This window comes from Pseudomonas sp. X10, assembly GCF_054889225.1.
This window is the reverse complement of record NZ_CM142677.1, coordinates 3,524,547-3,541,656: the sequence shown is the minus strand read 5'-3', so window position 1 is coordinate 3,541,656 and position 17,110 is coordinate 3,524,547. Positions and strand designations below refer to the sequence as shown.

Here is a 17,110-nt window from a genome sequence, read left to right as displayed (position 1 = left end):
AGCCGCAAGTTAAAAGCCAATGCAATAGCGCCTAAAGCAGCGCACGAGAAAGGAGTCGAACATGGCCAAGCGTACCCGCCCGGCAGCCTTCATCGACGACCCGCTCTGGTACAAGGACGCGGTGATTTATCAGGTACACGTCAAGTCCTTCTTCGATTCGAACAACGACGGCATCGGCGACTTCCCGGGGTTGATCGCCAAGCTCGACTACATCGCCGACCTGGGCGTCAACACCCTCTGGCTGTTGCCGTTCTATCCCTCACCCCGGCGCGACGACGGCTACGATATTGCCGAATACAAGGCGGTGCACAGCGACTACGGCACCCTGGCCGACGCCAGGCGCTTCATCGCCGAGGCGCACAAACGTGGCCTGCGGGTGATCACCGAACTGGTCATCAACCATACCTCCGACCAGCATCCCTGGTTCCAGAGGGCCCGCTACGCCAAGCCGGGGAGCAAGGCCCGGGACTTCTACGTGTGGTCCGACAGCGACCAGAAGTACGACGGCACGCGGATCATCTTCCTCGATACCGAGAAGTCCAACTGGACCTGGGACCCGGTCGCCGGCCAGTACTTCTGGCACCGTTTCTATTCGCACCAGCCGGACCTGAACTTCGACAACCCTCAGGTGATGAAGGCAGTGATCGGGGTGATGCGCTACTGGCTCGACCTGGGCGTCGATGGCCTGCGCCTGGATGCCATCCCCTATTTGATCGAGCGCGACGGCACCAACAACGAGAACCTGCCTGAGACCCACGAAGTGCTCAAGGCCATTCGCGCCGAGATCGATGCCAACTACCCCGACCGCATGCTCCTGGCCGAGGCCAACCAATGGCCCGAGGACACCCGGCCCTATTTCGGCGAAGGTGAGGGCGACGAATGCCACATGGCCTTCCACTTCCCGCTGATGCCGCGCATGTACATGGCCCTGGCCATGGAGGACCGCTTCCCGATCACCGACATCCTGCGCCAGACCCCGGAGATCCCGGCCAATTGCCAATGGGCGATCTTCCTGCGCAACCATGATGAACTGACCCTGGAGATGGTCACCGACCGCGAACGCGACTACCTGTGGAACTACTACGCCGAAGATCGCCGCGCACGCATCAACCTGGGCATCCGCCGGCGCCTGGCGCCCTTGCTGCAGCGCGACCGGCGCAGGATCGAGCTGCTGACCAGTTTGTTGCTGTCGATGCCGGGCACGCCGACGTTGTACTACGGTGATGAAATCGGCATGGGCGACAACATCTACCTGGGGGACCGCGACGGCGTGCGCACCCCGATGCAGTGGTCGCTGGACCGCAATGGCGGTTTCTCCCGGGCCGAGCCCCAGCGCCTGGTGCTGCCACCGATCATGGACCCGCTGTATGGCTATCAGTCGGTGAACGTCGAAGCCCAGTCCCACGACCCGCACTCGCTGCTCAACTGGAATCGCCGCTTGCTGGCGGTGCGCAAGCAGCAGAAGGCCTTTGGTCGCGGCAGCTTGAAGATGCTGACCCCCAGCAACCGCCGCATCCTGGCCTACCTGCGCGAATACACCGACGACAACGGCCAGACCGATATCATCCTCTGCGTCGCCAACGTTTCGCGGGCAGCCCAGGCGGCGGAACTGGAGCTGTCGCAATATGCCGACAGCGTGCCTGTGGAGATGCTCGGTGGCAGTGCCTTCCCGCCCATCGGCCAGTTGCCGTTTCTGCTGACCTTGCCGCCCTACGGTTTCTATTGGTTCCTCCTGGCACCGCGCGACCGCATGCCCAGTTGGCACGTGGAGCAGACCCAGAGCCTGCCGGAGTTCACCACCCTGGTGCTGAAGAAGCGCATGGAAGAGCTGCTCGACGCACCCTCCCGTGACACCCTGCAAGACACCATCCTGCCCCAGTACCTGCCCAAGCGGCGTTGGTTCGCCGGCAAGGAGGCGCGTATCGACCAGGTGCGCATCCGCTATGGGGTTCGCTTCGGCTCGGCGGCCAACCCGGTGCTGCTCAGCGAAGTCGAGGTACAGGGCGGTGGCCAGACTAGCCACTACCAACTGCCTTTCGGGCTGATCAGCGAAGAGCAGATCAACAGCGCCTTGCCTCAGCAGTTGGCTCTGGCCCGGGTGCGCCGCGGCCGCCAAGTCGGCTTCATCACCGACGCCTTCGTCCTCGAACCGTTCATCCGTGCCGTGCTGCGTGCCTGCCAGGACCGCACTTACCTACCGAGCGATGCTGGCGAATTGCGCTTCGAAAGCACTGGGCAACTGGCCGAACTGAATCTGGGCGAAGACAGTGAAGTGCGCTACCTGAGCGCCGAGCAGTCCAATAGCTCGGTGGTGGTCGGCGACAGCCTGGTACTCAAGTTGATCCGCCGGGTCAACTCGGGCGTGCACCCGGAACTGGAAATGAGCGCCTACCTGACTGCTGCAGGCTTCGCCAATATTTCGCCCCTGCTGGGTTGGGTCAGCCGTGTCGATGAGCAGGGCGAGCCGCACCTGCTGATGATCGCCCAGGGTTACCTGAGCAACCAGGGCGATGCCTGGAGCTGGACCCAGAACACCCTGGAGCGGGCCATCCGTGACGAGATGGAACCCCCCAGTGCCGAACCCGACGCGCACACCGACGCGCTTGAAGAATTGACCGGCTTCGCCGCCTTGCTCGGCCAGCGCCTGGGCGAGATGCATCTGTTGCTGGCGGCGCCGAGCAATGATCCGGCGTTCCAGCCGCGAGCCAGTAGCGCGGCCGACAGTGAGCGCTGGGGCCGGCAGATCAGCGCCGAACTCAGCCTGGCCCTCGACCTGCTGGCCCAGCACCGCGACAGCCTGGACCGCGACAGCCAGGCGCTGGTCGACGACTTGCAGCAACAGCGCGACGGGCTGGCCCAGCATGCCGAGCACCTCGCCAAGCAAGCCCAGGGTGGCCTGCTGATGCGCGTACATGGCGACCTGCACCTGGGCCAGGTGTTGGTAGTGCAGGGCGATGCCTACCTGATCGACTTCGAGGGTGAACCGGCCCGGCCGCTCGACGAGCGCCGCGCCAGGCACAGCCCGTACAAGGATGTCAGCGGTGTGCTGCGCTCCTTCGACTATGCTGCTGCAATGATCCTGCGCAGCGCCTCGGCGGTGGACCTGTCCGAGGCGGCGCGCCAGGCGCGTCAGCGGGTGGCCCGCCTGTATCTGCACCAGTCCCGGCAGGCCTTCGTCGAGGCCTACGGACTGGCCACCGCCGCCATGCCCCATGCCTGGGAACAGGCTGAAGGCGAGCGTGCCGCGCTGGAATTGTTCTGCCTGGAAAAGGCAGCCTACGAGATCCTGTATGAAGCCGAGAACCGGCCGAGTTGGCTGGCCGTGCCTTTGCATGGCTTGCATGGACTGATCAGTACTTGGGGAGAGTCATAAATGAGTGCAACCTCGCGTGAGAACGGCGGCCTTCGGCAACGGGACATCGATGCCCTGGCCCGCGCCGAGCACGCCGACCCGTTCGCTGTCCTGGGCCCGCACCCGGATGGTGCAGGGGGCCTGTTCGTCCGTACCTACCTGCCCAATGCCCTGAGCGTGCGCCTGCTGGCCCAGCATGACGGTCACCTGCTCGCCGAGCTGGAGCAAGGCTCGTTGCCGGGCCTGTTCACCGGCCATCTGGGCGAGGCGCACCCCTACCTGCTGCAGATCGCCTGGGCCGGCGGCGAGCAGATCACCGAAGACCCCTACAGCTTTGGCCCGCAGCTTGGCGAGATGGACCTGTACCTGTTCGCCGAAGGCAATCACCGCGACCTGTCCGGGCGTTTCGGCGCCCAGCCGGCGCAGGCCGATGGCATCGATGGTGTGTGCTTCTCGGTGTGGGCGCCGAATGCCCGGCGGGTGTCGGTGGTCGGCGACTTCAACAATTGGGACGGTCGCCGGCATCTCATGCGTTTGCGCCATGACGCTGGGGTCTGGGAGCTGTTCGTGCCGCGCCTGGGTATTGGCGAGGCCTACAAGTTCGAGGTCCTGGGCCAGGACGGCGTGTTGCCGCTCAAGGCCGACCCGCTGGCTCGCGCCACCGAACTGCCGCCCAGCACCGCCTCGCGGGTGGCCGGCCCCCTGGGTCATGAGTGGCAGGACCAGGCCTGGATGCAGGCGCGTGGCGAGCGCCACGCCTACAACGCGCCGCTGTCCATCTACGAGTTGCACGCTGGCTCCTGGCGCTGCGAATTGGACGATGTCGGCGAGGTGGCGCGTTTCTACAACTGGCATGAACTGGCCGAGCGCCTGGTGCCCTATGTGCAGCAGATGGGCTTCACCCATATCGAGCTGATGCCGATCATGGAGCACCCTTTTGGCGGGTCCTGGGGCTACCAGCCGCTGTCGCTGTTCGCGCCCACGGCGCGCTATGGTACGGCAGAGGACTTTGCCGCCTTTGTCGATGCCTGCCACCAGGCCGACATCGGCGTGATCCTCGACTGGGTGCCGGCGCATTTTCCCACTGACGAACATGGTCTGGCCCGTTTCGACGGCACGGCATTGTACGAGTACGCCAATCCGCTGGAGGGCTTCCACCAGGACTGGGACACCCTGATCTACAACCTGGGCCGCAATGAAGTGCGCGGCTTCATGCTGGCCTCGGCGCTGCATTGGCTCAAGCACTTCCACATCGACGGCCTACGCGTCGATGCGGTGGCCTCGATGTTGTACCGCGACTACTCGCGCAAGGCCGGCGAATGGGTGCCCAACCGCCACGGCGGCCGGGAGAACCTGGAGGCGATCGACTTCCTGCGCCAGCTCAACGACGTGGTCGCCCTGGAGGCTCCGGGCAGCCTGATCATCGCCGAGGAATCCACGGCCTGGCCGGGTGTCAGCCAGCCCACCCAGCAGGGCGGCCTGGGGTTTGCCTACAAGTGGAACATGGGCTGGATGCACGACACTCTGCACTACATGCAGAACGACCCGATCCACCGCACCTACCACCACAACGAGATGAGCTTCGGGCTGATCTATGCCTACTCCGAGCATTTCATCCTGCCGATCTCCCATGACGAGGTGGTGCATGGCAAGCACTCGCTGATCGACAAGATGCCTGGCGACCGCTGGCAGAAGTTCGCCAACCTGCGCGCCTACCTGACCTTCATGTGGACCCATCCGGGCAAGAAGTTGCTGTTCATGGGCTGCGAGTTCGGCCAGTGGCGCGAGTGGAACCATGACAGCGAACTGGACTGGTACCTGTTGCAGTATTCCGAGCACCAGGGCGTGCAACGCCTGGTCAGCGACCTCAACCGCCTATACCGCGAGCTACCGGCCCTGCATGAGCAGGACTGCCAGGCCGAGGGTTTCCAGTGGCTGATCGGCGATGATGCGCACAACAGCGTCTACGCTTGGCTGCGCTGGAGCTGCGAGGGCGAGCCGTTGCTGGTGGTGGCCAACTTCACCCCCGTGCCGCGTGGGGGCTACCGCATCGGCGTGCCGTTCGGCGAACAGTGGCAGGAGTTGCTCAACAGCGATGCCGAGAGCTATGCCGGTTCCAACGTCGGCAACCTCGGCGCCGTGGCCAGCGAGGCGCTGCCCAGCCATGGGCAACCGCTGTCACTGGCACTGAACCTGCCACCGTTGGGCGTGTTGGTGATGAAGCCGCAGTGACGGATCAAGCGACAAGCCAGCTCCAAGGCTCTGCATGAGGTATGCAGGGACCCAGCTGGCTTGTCGGGGCGCCGAACCGCTGTGATTGGGCCTGCACTGGCAATACACCTCCTTTCCCTTACCAACGCATCCTCACGCCAAGGCTGCCGATCAATCCATTGAGGTCATTGTCATCCACGTCACTGCTGTAGTCGGCGCTGACGAACAGCGCCACCGTGGGTGTGATCCTCGCCACCAGGCCCAATCCCAACTCCACGGTCGTGGAGTTACGTCCGCTGCTGATCTTGTCGACCTTGTCCAGCTTCACTGTCTCGGCATTGTTGAAGTCGTACCAGACGTTGGTGCGCACAAAGGGTTCGATAGGCATGCCGCGCACTTCATAGCGTGCCGACAGCTTGGCGCCGACCCGGCCGCTCCAGTTCGGCTGGTTGTCGAAGGCCTGCAGGGTTTCGGCATGGGCTTGGCTGCCGGGGAAGAATTGTTGATTGATCACCTGTGCCTGGGGCTCTATCACCCAGTTGGCTCCCAGGCCGATGGGGTAGCCGCCTTCCACCGAGAGGGTCACCGCATGGCCGCTGTCGTCCAGGCGCTGGCCGCTCTCGTTCCGGCCGTTGATGTCGAAGCGCGTGCCCATGGCGACCGCGTCCAGGTGCCAACCCTGGTCATGGGTCATGCTCCAGTACACCCCCAGGCTTTCGCCACTGAGGTTGACGGCGTTTTTCTGCTTGTCCCCCAACTGCGGTTTCATACCGTTGAAGCCACTCTGCAGGCTGCTGTGGCCAACGAAGATCCCGGCGCGGTGGATATTGCCGCCGCTGGTTTCACGTACGAACAGCTCCGGGCCGATCTGCAACTGCTGGTTGGGTGCCTCCAGGCGTGCCGGGGCCGGTGCACCTGGTTTGGGCGTGCCGGGGAAGAACTGCGCCCACTGGCTGGCGATCTGGTCCGGCACCGGCTGTGCGTGGCGTTCGGCCAATTGCTCGGAAAAGGCGCTCAGGGTACTCAGGCCCAGGCCCCCGACGCTCACGGGTTCGAGCGACAGCTGCGGCATCGCCTGCTGTTGCAGCAGGTTGGCGAAAGGGTCGTTGTCTTTCTGGTCTAGGGCATGGGTTTCCACTGGGGTTGCCAGAAGCAGCGACGTGGAAACCGCATAGAAAACGTACTCAAAGCCCGAAGGGTTCGACGTTTTTTTCATGGCGGTTCTCCTCTGTGTGTTACAGCCAAGGACCTGGCCTGATGTCACGAGCTGTGCGGCGCAGCAGAGGGCGACCCAAACCAGCACGCCGGAGCCGTGCCCGCGTGCAAAGCCGCGAGATAGAGGCGCCGGAGCGATTTTTTCAGCGATAGCATTATGTGAAGCTAAGGAGAGGACACAGCGGGCGTCAAGAAAGTGTGAAATAACCGTTGTAAAGCTGTTTGGCGGTTTAATTCACTGAATATAAAGCTTTTTTAATTGGCTATAGCCGAGGTGGTTCTTTAGGCGTCCGTGGCTATGCCGAATCATTGCTAAAGCCGTACCTCTACCGCCAGCGGCAGGTGATCGGAAAGGTGGGTCCAAGGTTTGTGCCCGAGGATTTGCGGTGCATGGCTATCGGCGTTGCGCAGGTAGATGCGGTCCAGGCGCAGTAGCGGCAGGCGCGCTGGGTAGGTGCGGGCGAGCAGGCCATGATGACGTTCGAAGGCTTCGTGCAGGCCGCGCTGGCGGCCCAGGGTGCGGTTGCCGCGCAGTTGCCAGTCGTTGAAGTCGCCGGCGATGATCACCGGCGCGCCGGCGGGCAGGGAGTCGAGCAGTTTGCCGAGCAGGTGCAGCTGTTTCTGCCGATGGCTTTCCAGCAACGACAGGTGCACGCAGATGGCATGTACTTCTTGTTGGCCGGGCACATCGAGGATGCAATGCAGCAGGCCGCGACGCTCGGGGCCGGTGATCGACACGTCGAGGTTGCGATGCTCGATGATCGGGTACTTGGACAGCAGGGCGTTGCCGTGGTGGCCGTCTGGGTAGACGGCGTTGCGCCCGTAGGCGAAGTCGCTCCACATGCTGTCGGCGAGGAACTCGTACTGCGAGGTCTTCGGCCAGCCGGGATAGCGGGCGGCATGGCGGTCGTGGCTGCCGAGCACTTCCTGGAGGAAGACGATGTCGGCCTGGGTACTGCGTACCGCCTCGCGCAGCTCCGGCAAGATGAAGCGGCGGTTGAAGGCTGTGAAGCCCTTATGGGTGTTGACCGTCAGCACGCGCACCCGGTGCACGGCCGGGGCCTGGCTGACGGCTGCGAAACCTGGACTGCCGGCTTCGAGGTTCACGGTGGCTCCTGGGTAGTGGCGGTCTAGCCTGTCGCGGCGCGGGCAGCATGCCTTGAGCTCCTACAATGCCTGTGCCAGGCGCGGCGACGCGGCGCATGTAAAGTCTAGGACCGGGCACAGGCGTTCAGGTTCACTCCTCGTCGCGCTCCAGCACCAATAACAACAATGAGCGCCCCTTGACCTCGAACACGGTGTCGAAGGCCAGGTGTTGAGGCTTGCGTAACTGCGGACGGTCGGTATCGATCAGGCAGCTCCAGTATTCGCCCTCCGGCACGGTCGGCAACTGGAACGGCACCTCGTCGTGATGGGCGTTGGCGATCAGCAGCAGGGTCGCTTCAGAGCCCGGGCGGGCGATGCCACTGACCTGGGCGCGGCCGTCCATCAGCATGCCCAGGCAGCGGTTTTGCGGGTCTTGCCATTGTTCGACGGTCATCTCGCTGGCGTCCGGGGCCAGCCAGGTGACGTCCTTGACGCCGATCGTCTCGTTGTAGTCGCCGACCAGAAAGCGCGAGCGGCGCAGCACCGGATAGGCCAGGCGCAGGCGGGTCAGGCGCTTGACGAAGGTCAGCAGGGCGGCGCCGTCATCGTCCAGGTCCCAGTTGACCCAACCGATCTCGCTGTCCTGGCAGTAGGCGTTGTTGTTGCCGTTCTGGGTACGGCTGAATTCGTCGCCCGCGACGATCATCGGCGTGCCCTGGGACAGCAACAGAGTGGCGAAGAAGTTGCGCATCTGGCGCATGCGCAGGGCGTTGATCTCGGGGTCATCGGTGGGGCCTTCGACGCCGCAGTTCCAGGACAGGTTGTTGTTGGTGCCGTCCTGGTTGTCCTCGTCATTCTCTTCGTTGTGCTTGTCGTTGTACGAGACCAGGTCGCGCAAGGTGAAGCCGTCGTGGGCGGTGATGAAGTTGATCGACGCGTAGGGCCGCCGGCCACGGTTGTTGAACAGGTCGCCCGAGGCGGTCATGCGCGAGCCGAAGTCGGCCAACTGGCCTTCGTCGCCTTTCCAGAAGGCGCGCACGGTGTCGCGGAAGCGGTCATTCCATTCCGCCCAGCCCGGCGCGAAGTTGCCCACTTGGTAGCCGCCGGGGCCGCAGTCCCAGGGTTCGGCGATCAGTTTGACCTGGCTGAGCAGCGGATCCTGGCGGCAGGCCACGAGGAAGCTGTGGCGTTCGTCGAAGCCATGGTGATAGCGACCGAGGATGGTCGCCAGGTCGAAGCGGAAGCCATCCACGTGCATTTCGCCCGCCCAGTAGCGCAGCGAGTCGGTGACCAGTTGCAGGACGCAGGGGTGGCTCAGGTCGAGAGTGTTGCCGGTGCCGGAGTCGTTGATGTAGTAGCGCTTGTCTTCCGGCATCAGCCGGTAGTAGGACGCGTTGTCGATGCCGCGCATGGACAGGGTCGGGCCCAGCTCGTTGCCCTCGGCGGTGTGGTTGTAGACGACGTCGAGGATCACTTCCAGGCCGGCATCGTGCAGGTGCGCGACCATCTCCTTGAATTCGGCGATCTTGCCGTTGGCCAGGTAGCGTGGGTGCGGGGCGAAGAAGGCGATGCTGTTGTAGCCCCAGTAGTTGTTCAGGCCTTTTTGCAGCAGGTGTTGGTCGTTGACGAAGGCGTGGATCGGCAACAGCTCGATGGACGAGACGCCAAGGTCCTTGATGTGCTTGAGCAACTCGTCGTTCATCAGCCCGGCGAAGGTGCCACGATGGGCCTCGGGCACCGCCGGGTGGCGCATGCTGATGCCGCGCACATGGGCTTCGTAGAGGATGGTGCGCTCCCAGGGTATCTGCACGCGCTGGTCGCGGCCCCAGGTGTAGGCCGGGTCGATGACCTTGCACTTGGGCACGAAGGGCGCACTGTCGCGCTCGTCGAAGGAGAGGTCGCCGTCCGGGTGGCCGATGGTGTAGCCGAACAAGGCTTCGGACCATTTCAGGCCGCCGACCAGTTGCTTGGCGTAGGGGTCGATCAGCAGCTTGTTGGGGTTGAAGCGATGGCCGTTTTCCGGCTCGTAGGGGCCATGGACCCGATAGCCGTAGATCAGTCCCGGGTGCGCGTCGGGCAGGTAGCCGTGGTAGATCTCGTCGGTGTACTCGGGCAACTCGATGCGCTCGATCTCGTTCTCGCCGCTGGCATCGAACAGGCACAGCTCGACCTTGGTGGCATTGGCCGAAAACAACGCGAAGTTGACCCCCAGACCGTCCCAGGTTGCGCCGAGGGGGAAGGGCAGGCCTTCACGGATACGGGAGGGGGCGACGGAGCGATTGGGTTTCTTGGGCATGCGTGGGGTCATAGCGTCCTCTTTCGTCCTTCATAGGCGGATTGCCGCAGTTCCTGTAGGAGCGTCGAACCGCCGCGTCTACAGGAACTGCGGTGGTTACCCAGCCGTCGGCTTTTTTACTGCGCGTGGTTTCTTCGTGGCCGCAGGTTTGGCCTCTTTAGTCTCGGTGGTCGCCTTTGGCTTGGCCGGGGCTTTCTTGCGTGGGCTGGCCTTGGGCGCCAGCGCTTCGGCTTCGGCCAGCTTGCGGGCCATTTCCCAGTGCCGTTCTTCCTGGCCTATGGGTTTGCCCTCCGATTCCCAGATCTGGTAGGCGAATTCGCGGATACGCTTTTCATCGACACTCATCTCGACGCTCCTGGTTCTAGGCATGTTCAATCAACAGGTTGACCGGGAAGTCCGCCAGCGCGGCGCTGAGCCACACCTCCTTGGAAGGGGTGAGCGCACCGCCGGCAAAAAGTCCCGTGCAGTGGGCAGGCGACAAGGCAAACGGCAGTATCAGCCGGGTATCGTCCCAATTCTGTGCTGGGATCAGGGGAACCCGGGTGTTACCAAGCAAGGCACAGGCCAGGCGTGGCACGATGACGATGGCCCGCTCGCCATCACCGAGGCGGGCGAAGGCCACTACCTTGTCGGCGTGGCGGCCCTGCACGGTCAACGGCAGGTAGGTGCCGCGCCGGAACAGCTCGGGATGGGCGCGCCGGCAGTCCAGCACGCGGGCGATCAGGGTCTGCTTCACCCGTCCATCGCGCCAGTGCTGCAGCTGTTGCGCCAGGGGCATGCCGTCGTCCAAGGCCTGGCGCCGGATGTTGTAGTCCACGGCGCGGCGGTTGTCCGGGTCGACCAGGCTGAAGTCCCAGAATTCGTTGCCCTGGTAAAGATCCGGCACGCCCGGGCTAGTCATGCGCAGCAGGCACTGGGCCAGGCTGTTGAGCGCGCCGGGGCAGGCGATGAAGTTGGCGGCATCGGCCAGGGACTGGCGCAGTTGCTGGTTTTGCGAGTCCAGCAGCAGGCCGTCGGCATAGGCCGCGCAGGCTTGCTCGTAAGGTTCGTTGGGGGCATTCCAGCTGCTGCGCAGCTTGGCCTCGCGCAGGGCTTTGCGCTGCCATTGGCGGATGCGTTCGGCGTACTGGCGCAGCCCTTGGTCATCGTGGCTGTCCAGGTCCAGCGGCCAACTGCCGAGCAGGGTCTGGTACAACAGCAGCTCATCACCGGGGCTCGGCGCTGGGCCTTCATCCTGGGCCTGGCGCAGTGGCGCGGCCAGTTCGCGCCAGAGCTCGATGCGGTTGGCCAGCCAGGGGCCGTGTTCGCTCAGGACCGCGAGGCGCGCGCGGCAGTCTTCACCGCGCTTATGGTCGTGGGTGGCGGTGGCCAGGAGGTTGTCCGGGAAGTCGTGTAGGCGGCGCTGTGCTTCATCGTGGAACACCTCGGGCCCTGCGCTGAAGCATTCGGCCTCGAAGCCCACATCGTTGCGTGAGAACAACCGCGCCGAGCGGTAGAAGGCGGTGTCTTCCACGGCCTTGGCGGCGCTGGGCGCGGTCAGTTGCTGAAAGCGCACGCAGGCGTGGCGTAGGTGCTTGCGCGGCCGACCCGGTGGCAATTGGCGCCAGGGCTGGCCACCGAGCCAGTGTTGCAGGTAATCGAGCAGCGGCCAGTCGGCTTCGCCTAGGCTTTGTCGGGCACCGGCCAGGGCGCGCTGGAAGAAGGCTTCGTCTTCGGCTGGACGCCCCAAGGGGTTGATGTAGGTGCGGTAGACCGGATAGTGCTCGACCAGCGCCTGCAGGGCGCGGCGGATGGCGCCGAGGGTCAGGTCGCGGGTCATCAGGTCGTCGCGGGCCACTTGCAGCAGGGCCAGGGCCACCGACTCGAAGTCCCCGGCCAGGCTGCCATTGAGTACTTGCTGACGGGCCAGGCGCACCTCTTCGGCAAAATCGGGGCGCTCGCTGACGCTGCTCCACAATTCAGTCAACGGCGCCTCGCCAGCCGGGTCGTGCTGCAACAGCGACACCTGGTTCATGAACTCGTAACCGGTGGTGCCGTCCACCAGCCAGTCCTGGTGCAACTGTTCGCCAGGGCCGAGGATCTTTTCCACGTAGATCGGCAGGTGTTCCAAGGCTGCGTGCAGCGGCCGCCGAGGCAGCAGGCGGTTGACCCGCCGGCGCAGCTTGCGGCAGTAGCCGCGCGGGTCGGCCAAGCCATCGATATGGTCGATGCGCAGGCCATCGACCAGGCCGCGCTCGATCAGCTCGAACAGCTTGGCGTGGGTGGCCTCGAATACCGCCGCGCGCTCGACGCGCAGGCCGCCCAGTTCATTGATGTCGAAGAAGCGCCGCCAGTTGATGTCATCGGCGGCGGTGCGCCAGCTGGCCAGGCGGTAGGTCTGGTGTTCGAGCAGTAGGTGCAGGCGTTTGAAGCCCGCCTCGCTGCGGCTGTCGAAGGCGCGAAGGGCGCCGCCTAGGTCGGTGTCGCCGGCCGCCAGGCGCGCCAGTTCGGCGTGAAGGGGCAGGGCATCGAGCACCGGGTCGGCGGACTCGGGCAGGGCGCTGAAATGCTGGGCCAGGGATTGCAGGCGTGGGTCTTCGCTGTGGGCCAGGACCCGACCATAGTCCAGCGGGCAGATCGGGAAACGGTGGTCGTAGTGGGCGATCTGCAGCAGGCCTTGCCCGGCGTCGAAGGTCAAAGGGATCTCACCGGCCTGCAGGGCAGCGCCATAGTCACTGCCGAGGAACGGCAGCAGCAACTGCCCGGCCAGCAGCGGGTCGCTGGAGTTCCACTGAATGTCGAAGAATTCCGCATAGGGGCTGCGCCGTCCCCAGGCCAGCAGGCTCTGCCACCAGGGGTTGTCGGCACCGCCCACGGCCATGTGGTTGGATACGGTATCGAGGATCAGCCCCATGCCGTGCTGGCGCAGCGCGGCCACCAGGCGTTCGAGCGCCGCTTCGCCGCCCAGCTCGGGGTTGACCCGGGTCGGGTCGACCACATCGTAGCCGTGCCGTGAGCCAGCCCGGGCGCAGAGGATCGGCGAGGCATACAGGTGGCTGGTCCCCAGGCGGGCGAAGTAGGGCACCAGCGGCACCGCGTCATCGAGGCTGAAGTCGGCGTGGAACTGCAGGCGCACTGTCGCGCTAAGAGGATTCATCGGTCACGCTCGTAGGCTTGTTCACGGGCCTGGGCCAGCAGCTCCAGACGGCGGGCGGCATCGCTGTCGTCGAGCAATTGGCTCGCCGCCAGGGCGAAGCGCCGACGCCAGTTGGGGTGCCCGTCGGTGGTGCCCGGCAAGTTGGGTTGCTCGTCGCAGCCTAGCAAGTCTTCCAGCGGCACCAGCACCAGGGGCGCGCGAGTATGGCCCAGGTAGCGGATGCTGGCGTCGATCAGCGCGTCGTTACTCTCCAATGCTCCACTGTAGTTCTGCTCCAGCGTGCGGCGCAGGCCTTGGCGTTCGAGCTGGCGGGCATGGCGCCAGTGCAGTTCGGTCGCGGTGTCGAGCAATTGCAGGCGGTGGCTCCAGTCGATGTCCCGGGCGCCCAGCCAGCCGGCCAGGGGCGGCAGGTCGTGGGTACCGGTGGTGGCCAGGGCGTTGTCCGGCCAGTCGAGGATTGGTGTGAAGTGCCCGGGTGGGTCCTGTTCGAACTGCAGCACGCGCATCCCCAGCACCGCTTTGGCCGCCAGGGTCTCGCGCAGGCCCTCGGGCACGGTGCCGAGGTCTTCGCCAAGGACGATGGCCTGGTGGCGCACCGACTCCAGGGCCAGCAGGCGCAGCAGGTCCTGCACCGGGTAGTGCAGGTAGGCGCCTTCGCTGGGCCTGGACCCGCGGGGGATCAGCCACAGGCGCTGTAGCCCCATGACATGGTCGATGCGTAGGCCGCCGGCGTGGGCGAAGTTGGCTCGCAACATCTCGATGAAGGCGCGATAGCCGTTGCGCCGCAGCCCTTCCGGCGAGAAGGCGCAGATGCCCCAGTCTTGCCCGGCGCGGTTGAGGATATCGGGCGGGGCGCCGACCCGCAGGTCGGCCAGTAGTTCGTCCTGGCGGCTCCAGGCCTGACTGCCGGCGCCGTCGGCACCCACCGCCAGGTCGGCGATCAGGCCGATGGTCATGCCATTGCCATGGGCGGCCTGCTGTGCGCGTTGCAGGCAGCGCTCGGTCAGCCACTGGCAGAAGGCGTGGTACTCGATCTCGCCCGGGCAGGCGCTGGCAAAGGCCTCGACCTCCGGGTGGTAGGGGTCGTGCCAGGCGGCGGGCCAGTTACGCCAGTCCGCGCCCAGGCCACGGGCCATGGCTTCGGCCTGCAACACTTCGAACCTGCAGTGATGCTCCAGGGCTTGGCCGCCGGCTTGGCGGAAACTCTCGAAGTCTTCTCGCTGTGGGTGTTCGCTGTTGTTGAAGTCGTTGTACAGGGCGCGCAACAGCGTCTCATGGGCCTCGGCTGCCCGTGGCCAGTCGACCAGGGGCTGGCTCTCCAGTACCTCCAGGGTACCTTGCAGCTCGCAGGCCTCGATGGCCAGGCGCACCGTCCGTTCACCAAGTACGGCGGCTGGGCTGGCGTACAGGCTGTTGAGCAGCAGCCGGCTGGAAGGCGAGTAGGGGCTGTAGTGCTGCTGGTCGGCAAGGGACAAGGCATGCAGTGGGCTGATGGCCAGGGCATCGGCGCCGCGCTCGGCGGCGCTGCGCGCCAGTTGCTCCAGGGCCATGCAGTCGCCATAGCCGCCGTCCCCTGGCCGGCGCAGGCTGTACAGTTGCACGCTCAGACCCCAGCAGCGCGGGGTGGGGTGGGCGGCGGCATCGGCAATGCTGTGGCAACGTGGCGGCGCTACGGCGAGGGTAAAGGCCTGTTCGGCGAAACTGAGCTGGTGATAACCGATGGGCAAGTCGCCGGGCAGACGGGCCTGATCGTCCAGTCGGATGTCGCGTCGGTTGCCGTCTTCCAGGAGGCAGTGGCCATGGCTACCGGCGGCGAAATAGCGTTCCAGGGGCAGGGCCTGGCCGATCTCGGCGGTCAGCAGCGGTGGCAGGTGCCGGGCGTCATGGGCTTGCTCCAGAGACTGCAGGCTGCTGGCGATCTCGCTGTCGTCCTCGGCAGGGTGGCCAAGCCCAGCCAGGACCTGTCGCAACACGGTGTCGCTGACCTGCTGCGGGCGGCCATTGGCGTCCACCCAATCGCGGGCGATACCGGCCCGTGCGGCCAGGCGGTGCAAGGGCTGTCTGTTCATGGGGCCTCCTGGCCGGCGGGTATCAGGCTGACCACGCAACTGTGTGGGGCCAGCGCGGTATCGGGGTGGAGCGCGGCGGCGCTGTCGAACAGGCGTTGCTGCGCGGGTGGGAGGTGGACTGGTTGCGGTTGCGCTGCGAGGTTGAGATCGATGCGCAGTTGTTGGCCATTGCCCAGGCGCCAGCGTGCAGTGAGCGCCTGCTCGCCCAGCACTTGGGCGCCCAGGGCCCGACTGCCGGGCAGGTGCGGGATGACGTGGCGTTGGCGCAGGTCCAGCAAGCGACGGTACAGCGCCTCCCAGCCATCTCGCTCGGCACTGGGTTCTTCGGGCCGCGAGGCTTCGAAGGTGCCTGGCGCGTTGGGATCGGGGATCCGCTCGCGTTGTTCGGGCTCGCTGAAGGCGGCGAAGCTGGCGAACTCGGCACGGCGGCCTTCGCGCACGGCATCGGCGAGCTCGTCGTGATGGTCGGTGAAGAACAGGAATGGCTGGCGGCTGCCGCTGTCATCCCCCATGAACAGCAGCGGGATCATTGGCGCCAACAACAGCAGGCCGGTGGCGGCGCGCAGGGATTGCGGCGGGCACAGGTGGGTCAGGCGCTCGCCCAGGGCGCGGTTGCCGATCTGGTCATGGTTCTGCAGGAACAGCACGAAGGCGCTGGGTTCAAGGTGATCACTGGGCTCGCCCCGTGGCGTGCCATGACGGTTGGGCTGGCCCTGGAAGACGAAGCCCTGACTCAGGCAGCGGGCCAGCTTTTCGATCGGCGCGTCACGGTAGTCGGCGTAATAGCCTTCTTCTTCGCCGGTCAGCAGCACGTGCAGGGCGTTGTGGCCGTCGTCGTTCCATTGGGCGTCGAAGCCTTGTTCGAGCAGCGAGGCCTGGTTGTGCTCGTTCTCCAGCACCAGCCAGACCTGGCGGCCGGGCTCCACGGCCTGGCGTATGCGCTGGGCCAGTTCGACGAGAAAGTCAGGTTGATCGATGGCATGCACCGCATCCAGGCGCAGGCCGTCGAAGCGGTAGTCGCACAGCCACATCAGTGCATTTTGAATGAAGTACTCGCGAACCTCGGGGCGGCGAAAGTCGATGGCCGCGCCCCAGGGCGTCTGGCGGTCTTCACGGAAAAAGCCGCTGGCGTACTGGTGCAGGTAGTTGCCGTCCGGGCCGAAGTGGTTGTAGACCACATCCAGCAGCACCATCAGGCCGTTGCCGTGGGCCTGGTCGATCAGCGCGCATAGCTGGCGCGGGCTGCCGTAGGTGTGCTGCGGGGCGAAGGGCAGCACGCCGTCGTAGCCCCAGTTACGCTCGCCGGGGAACTGCCCCAGTGGCATCAGCTCGATGGCGCTGATGCCGAGGCCGGCCAGTCGGGGCAACTGTGCTGCAACCCCGGCGTAGCCGCCGTACAGGCCGACGTGCAGTTCCTGGATCACGGCTTCGTGCCAGGGCCGTCCTTGCCAAGGGTGCTGCCAAGTGTATTGGCTGATATCCACCACTTGGCTCGGGCCGTGCACCCCTTCGGGCTGGTAGCGTGACGCCGGGTCGGCGACCGCCAGCGCAGCGTCGATGCGGTAGCGATAACGGCTGCCCGCCTGGCAGGGGGCGACGCCGCTGAACCAGCCATTGTCCTCGGGCAGCAATTCGATCGCAGGTTGTTGTTCAAGCTCCAAGGCCACGCTGCGCGCATCCGGCGCCCAGAGGGCGAAACGCGCCGACGTGGCGTCCAGCATATGTACGCCATGCAGTGGCATCGT

The 17,110-nt window shown here is 65.4% G+C and carries 9 protein-coding genes; 2 read left to right on the top strand and 7 right to left on the bottom strand.

Translation table 11 applies throughout. From position 1 onward, the window contains the following. Window positions 1-61 precede the first annotated feature (61 nt). The gene (gene treS / locus ACYU03_RS16200) at window positions 62-3,373 is read left to right on the top strand and encodes a maltose alpha-D-glucosyltransferase (protein ID WP_461885667.1); all 3,312 of its coding nucleotides are present in this window, start codon (window positions 62-64) and stop codon (window positions 3,371-3,373) included. Further along, on the top strand, window positions 3,374-5,584 hold the full coding sequence (gene glgB / locus ACYU03_RS16195; protein ID WP_461885666.1) for a 1,4-alpha-glucan branching protein GlgB: 2,211 nt from the start codon (window positions 3,374-3,376) through the stop codon (window positions 5,582-5,584). It begins immediately after the preceding gene. Window positions 5,585-5,702: 118 nt separating this feature from the next. On the opposite strand, the gene ACYU03_RS16190 is transcribed toward glgB, so the two are convergent. From ACYU03_RS16190 to treZ, 7 genes are all read right to left on the bottom strand, one after another. Further along, entirely contained in the window at window positions 5,703-6,779 is a 1,077-nt protein-coding gene (locus ACYU03_RS16190) for an autotransporter domain-containing protein (RefSeq protein ID WP_461885665.1), read from the bottom strand. A 311-nt stretch (window positions 6,780-7,090) separates the two neighbouring features. Further along, on the bottom strand, window positions 7,091-7,885 hold the full coding sequence (locus ACYU03_RS16185; RefSeq protein WP_461885664.1) for an endonuclease/exonuclease/phosphatase family protein: 795 nt from the start codon (window positions 7,883-7,885) through the stop codon (window positions 7,091-7,093). 130 nt (window positions 7,886-8,015) lie between these two features. Next, the gene (gene glgX / locus ACYU03_RS16180) at window positions 8,016-10,172 is read right to left on the bottom strand and encodes a glycogen debranching protein GlgX (protein ID WP_461885663.1); all 2,157 of its coding nucleotides are present in this window, start codon (window positions 10,170-10,172) and stop codon (window positions 8,016-8,018) included. An 84-nt stretch (window positions 10,173-10,256) separates the two neighbouring features. Then, window positions 10,257-10,505 (bottom strand): DUF2934 domain-containing protein, encoded by a 249-nt coding sequence (locus ACYU03_RS16175; protein WP_461885662.1) that lies wholly within the window; start codon window positions 10,503-10,505, stop codon window positions 10,257-10,259. Window positions 10,506-10,521: 16 nt separating this feature from the next. Further along, window positions 10,522-13,296: a malto-oligosyltrehalose synthase gene (locus ACYU03_RS16170; protein WP_461885661.1), complete on the bottom strand. Its 2,775-nt coding sequence runs from the start codon at window positions 13,294-13,296 to the stop codon at window positions 10,522-10,524. Then, window positions 13,293-15,365, bottom strand: coding sequence for a 4-alpha-glucanotransferase (gene malQ, locus ACYU03_RS16165; RefSeq protein ID WP_461885660.1), 2,073 nt, complete (start codon window positions 15,363-15,365; stop codon window positions 13,293-13,295). The genes ACYU03_RS16170 and malQ overlap by 4 nt, the downstream gene beginning before the upstream one ends. Further along, window positions 15,362-17,107 carry a malto-oligosyltrehalose trehalohydrolase gene (gene treZ / locus ACYU03_RS16160; RefSeq protein WP_461885659.1) on the bottom strand — a complete coding sequence of 582 codons (1,746 nt, stop codon included), beginning with the start codon at window positions 17,105-17,107 and terminating at the stop codon, window positions 15,362-15,364. Before treZ ends, malQ begins: the two co-directional genes overlap by 4 nt. Between the last annotated feature and the right edge of the window lie 3 nt (window positions 17,108-17,110).

Excerpts from the sequence above, each read along its gene's own strand:
- treS (WP_461885667.1), top strand. The coding sequence starts at position 62 with ATGGCCAAGCGTACCCGCCCGGCAGCCTTCATCGACGACCCGCTCTGG.
- glgB (WP_461885666.1), top strand. The coding sequence starts at position 3,374 with ATGAGTGCAACCTCGCGTGAGAACGGCGGCCTTCGGCAACGGGACATC.
- ACYU03_RS16190 (WP_461885665.1), bottom strand. The coding sequence starts at position 6,779 with ATGAAAAAAACGTCGAACCCTTCGGGCTTTGAGTACGTTTTCTATGCG.
- glgX (WP_461885663.1), bottom strand. The coding sequence starts at position 10,172 with ATGACCCCACGCATGCCCAAGAAACCCAATCGCTCCGTCGCCCCCTCC.
- ACYU03_RS16175 (WP_461885662.1), bottom strand. The coding sequence starts at position 10,505 with ATGAGTGTCGATGAAAAGCGTATCCGCGAATTCGCCTACCAGATCTGG.
- ACYU03_RS16170 (WP_461885661.1), bottom strand. The coding sequence starts at position 13,296 with ATGAATCCTCTTAGCGCGACAGTGCGCCTGCAGTTCCACGCCGACTTC.
- malQ (WP_461885660.1), bottom strand. The coding sequence starts at position 15,365 with ATGAACAGACAGCCCTTGCACCGCCTGGCCGCACGGGCCGGTATCGCC.
- treZ (WP_461885659.1), bottom strand. The coding sequence starts at position 17,107 with ATGCCACTGCATGGCGTACATATGCTGGACGCCACGTCGGCGCGTTTC.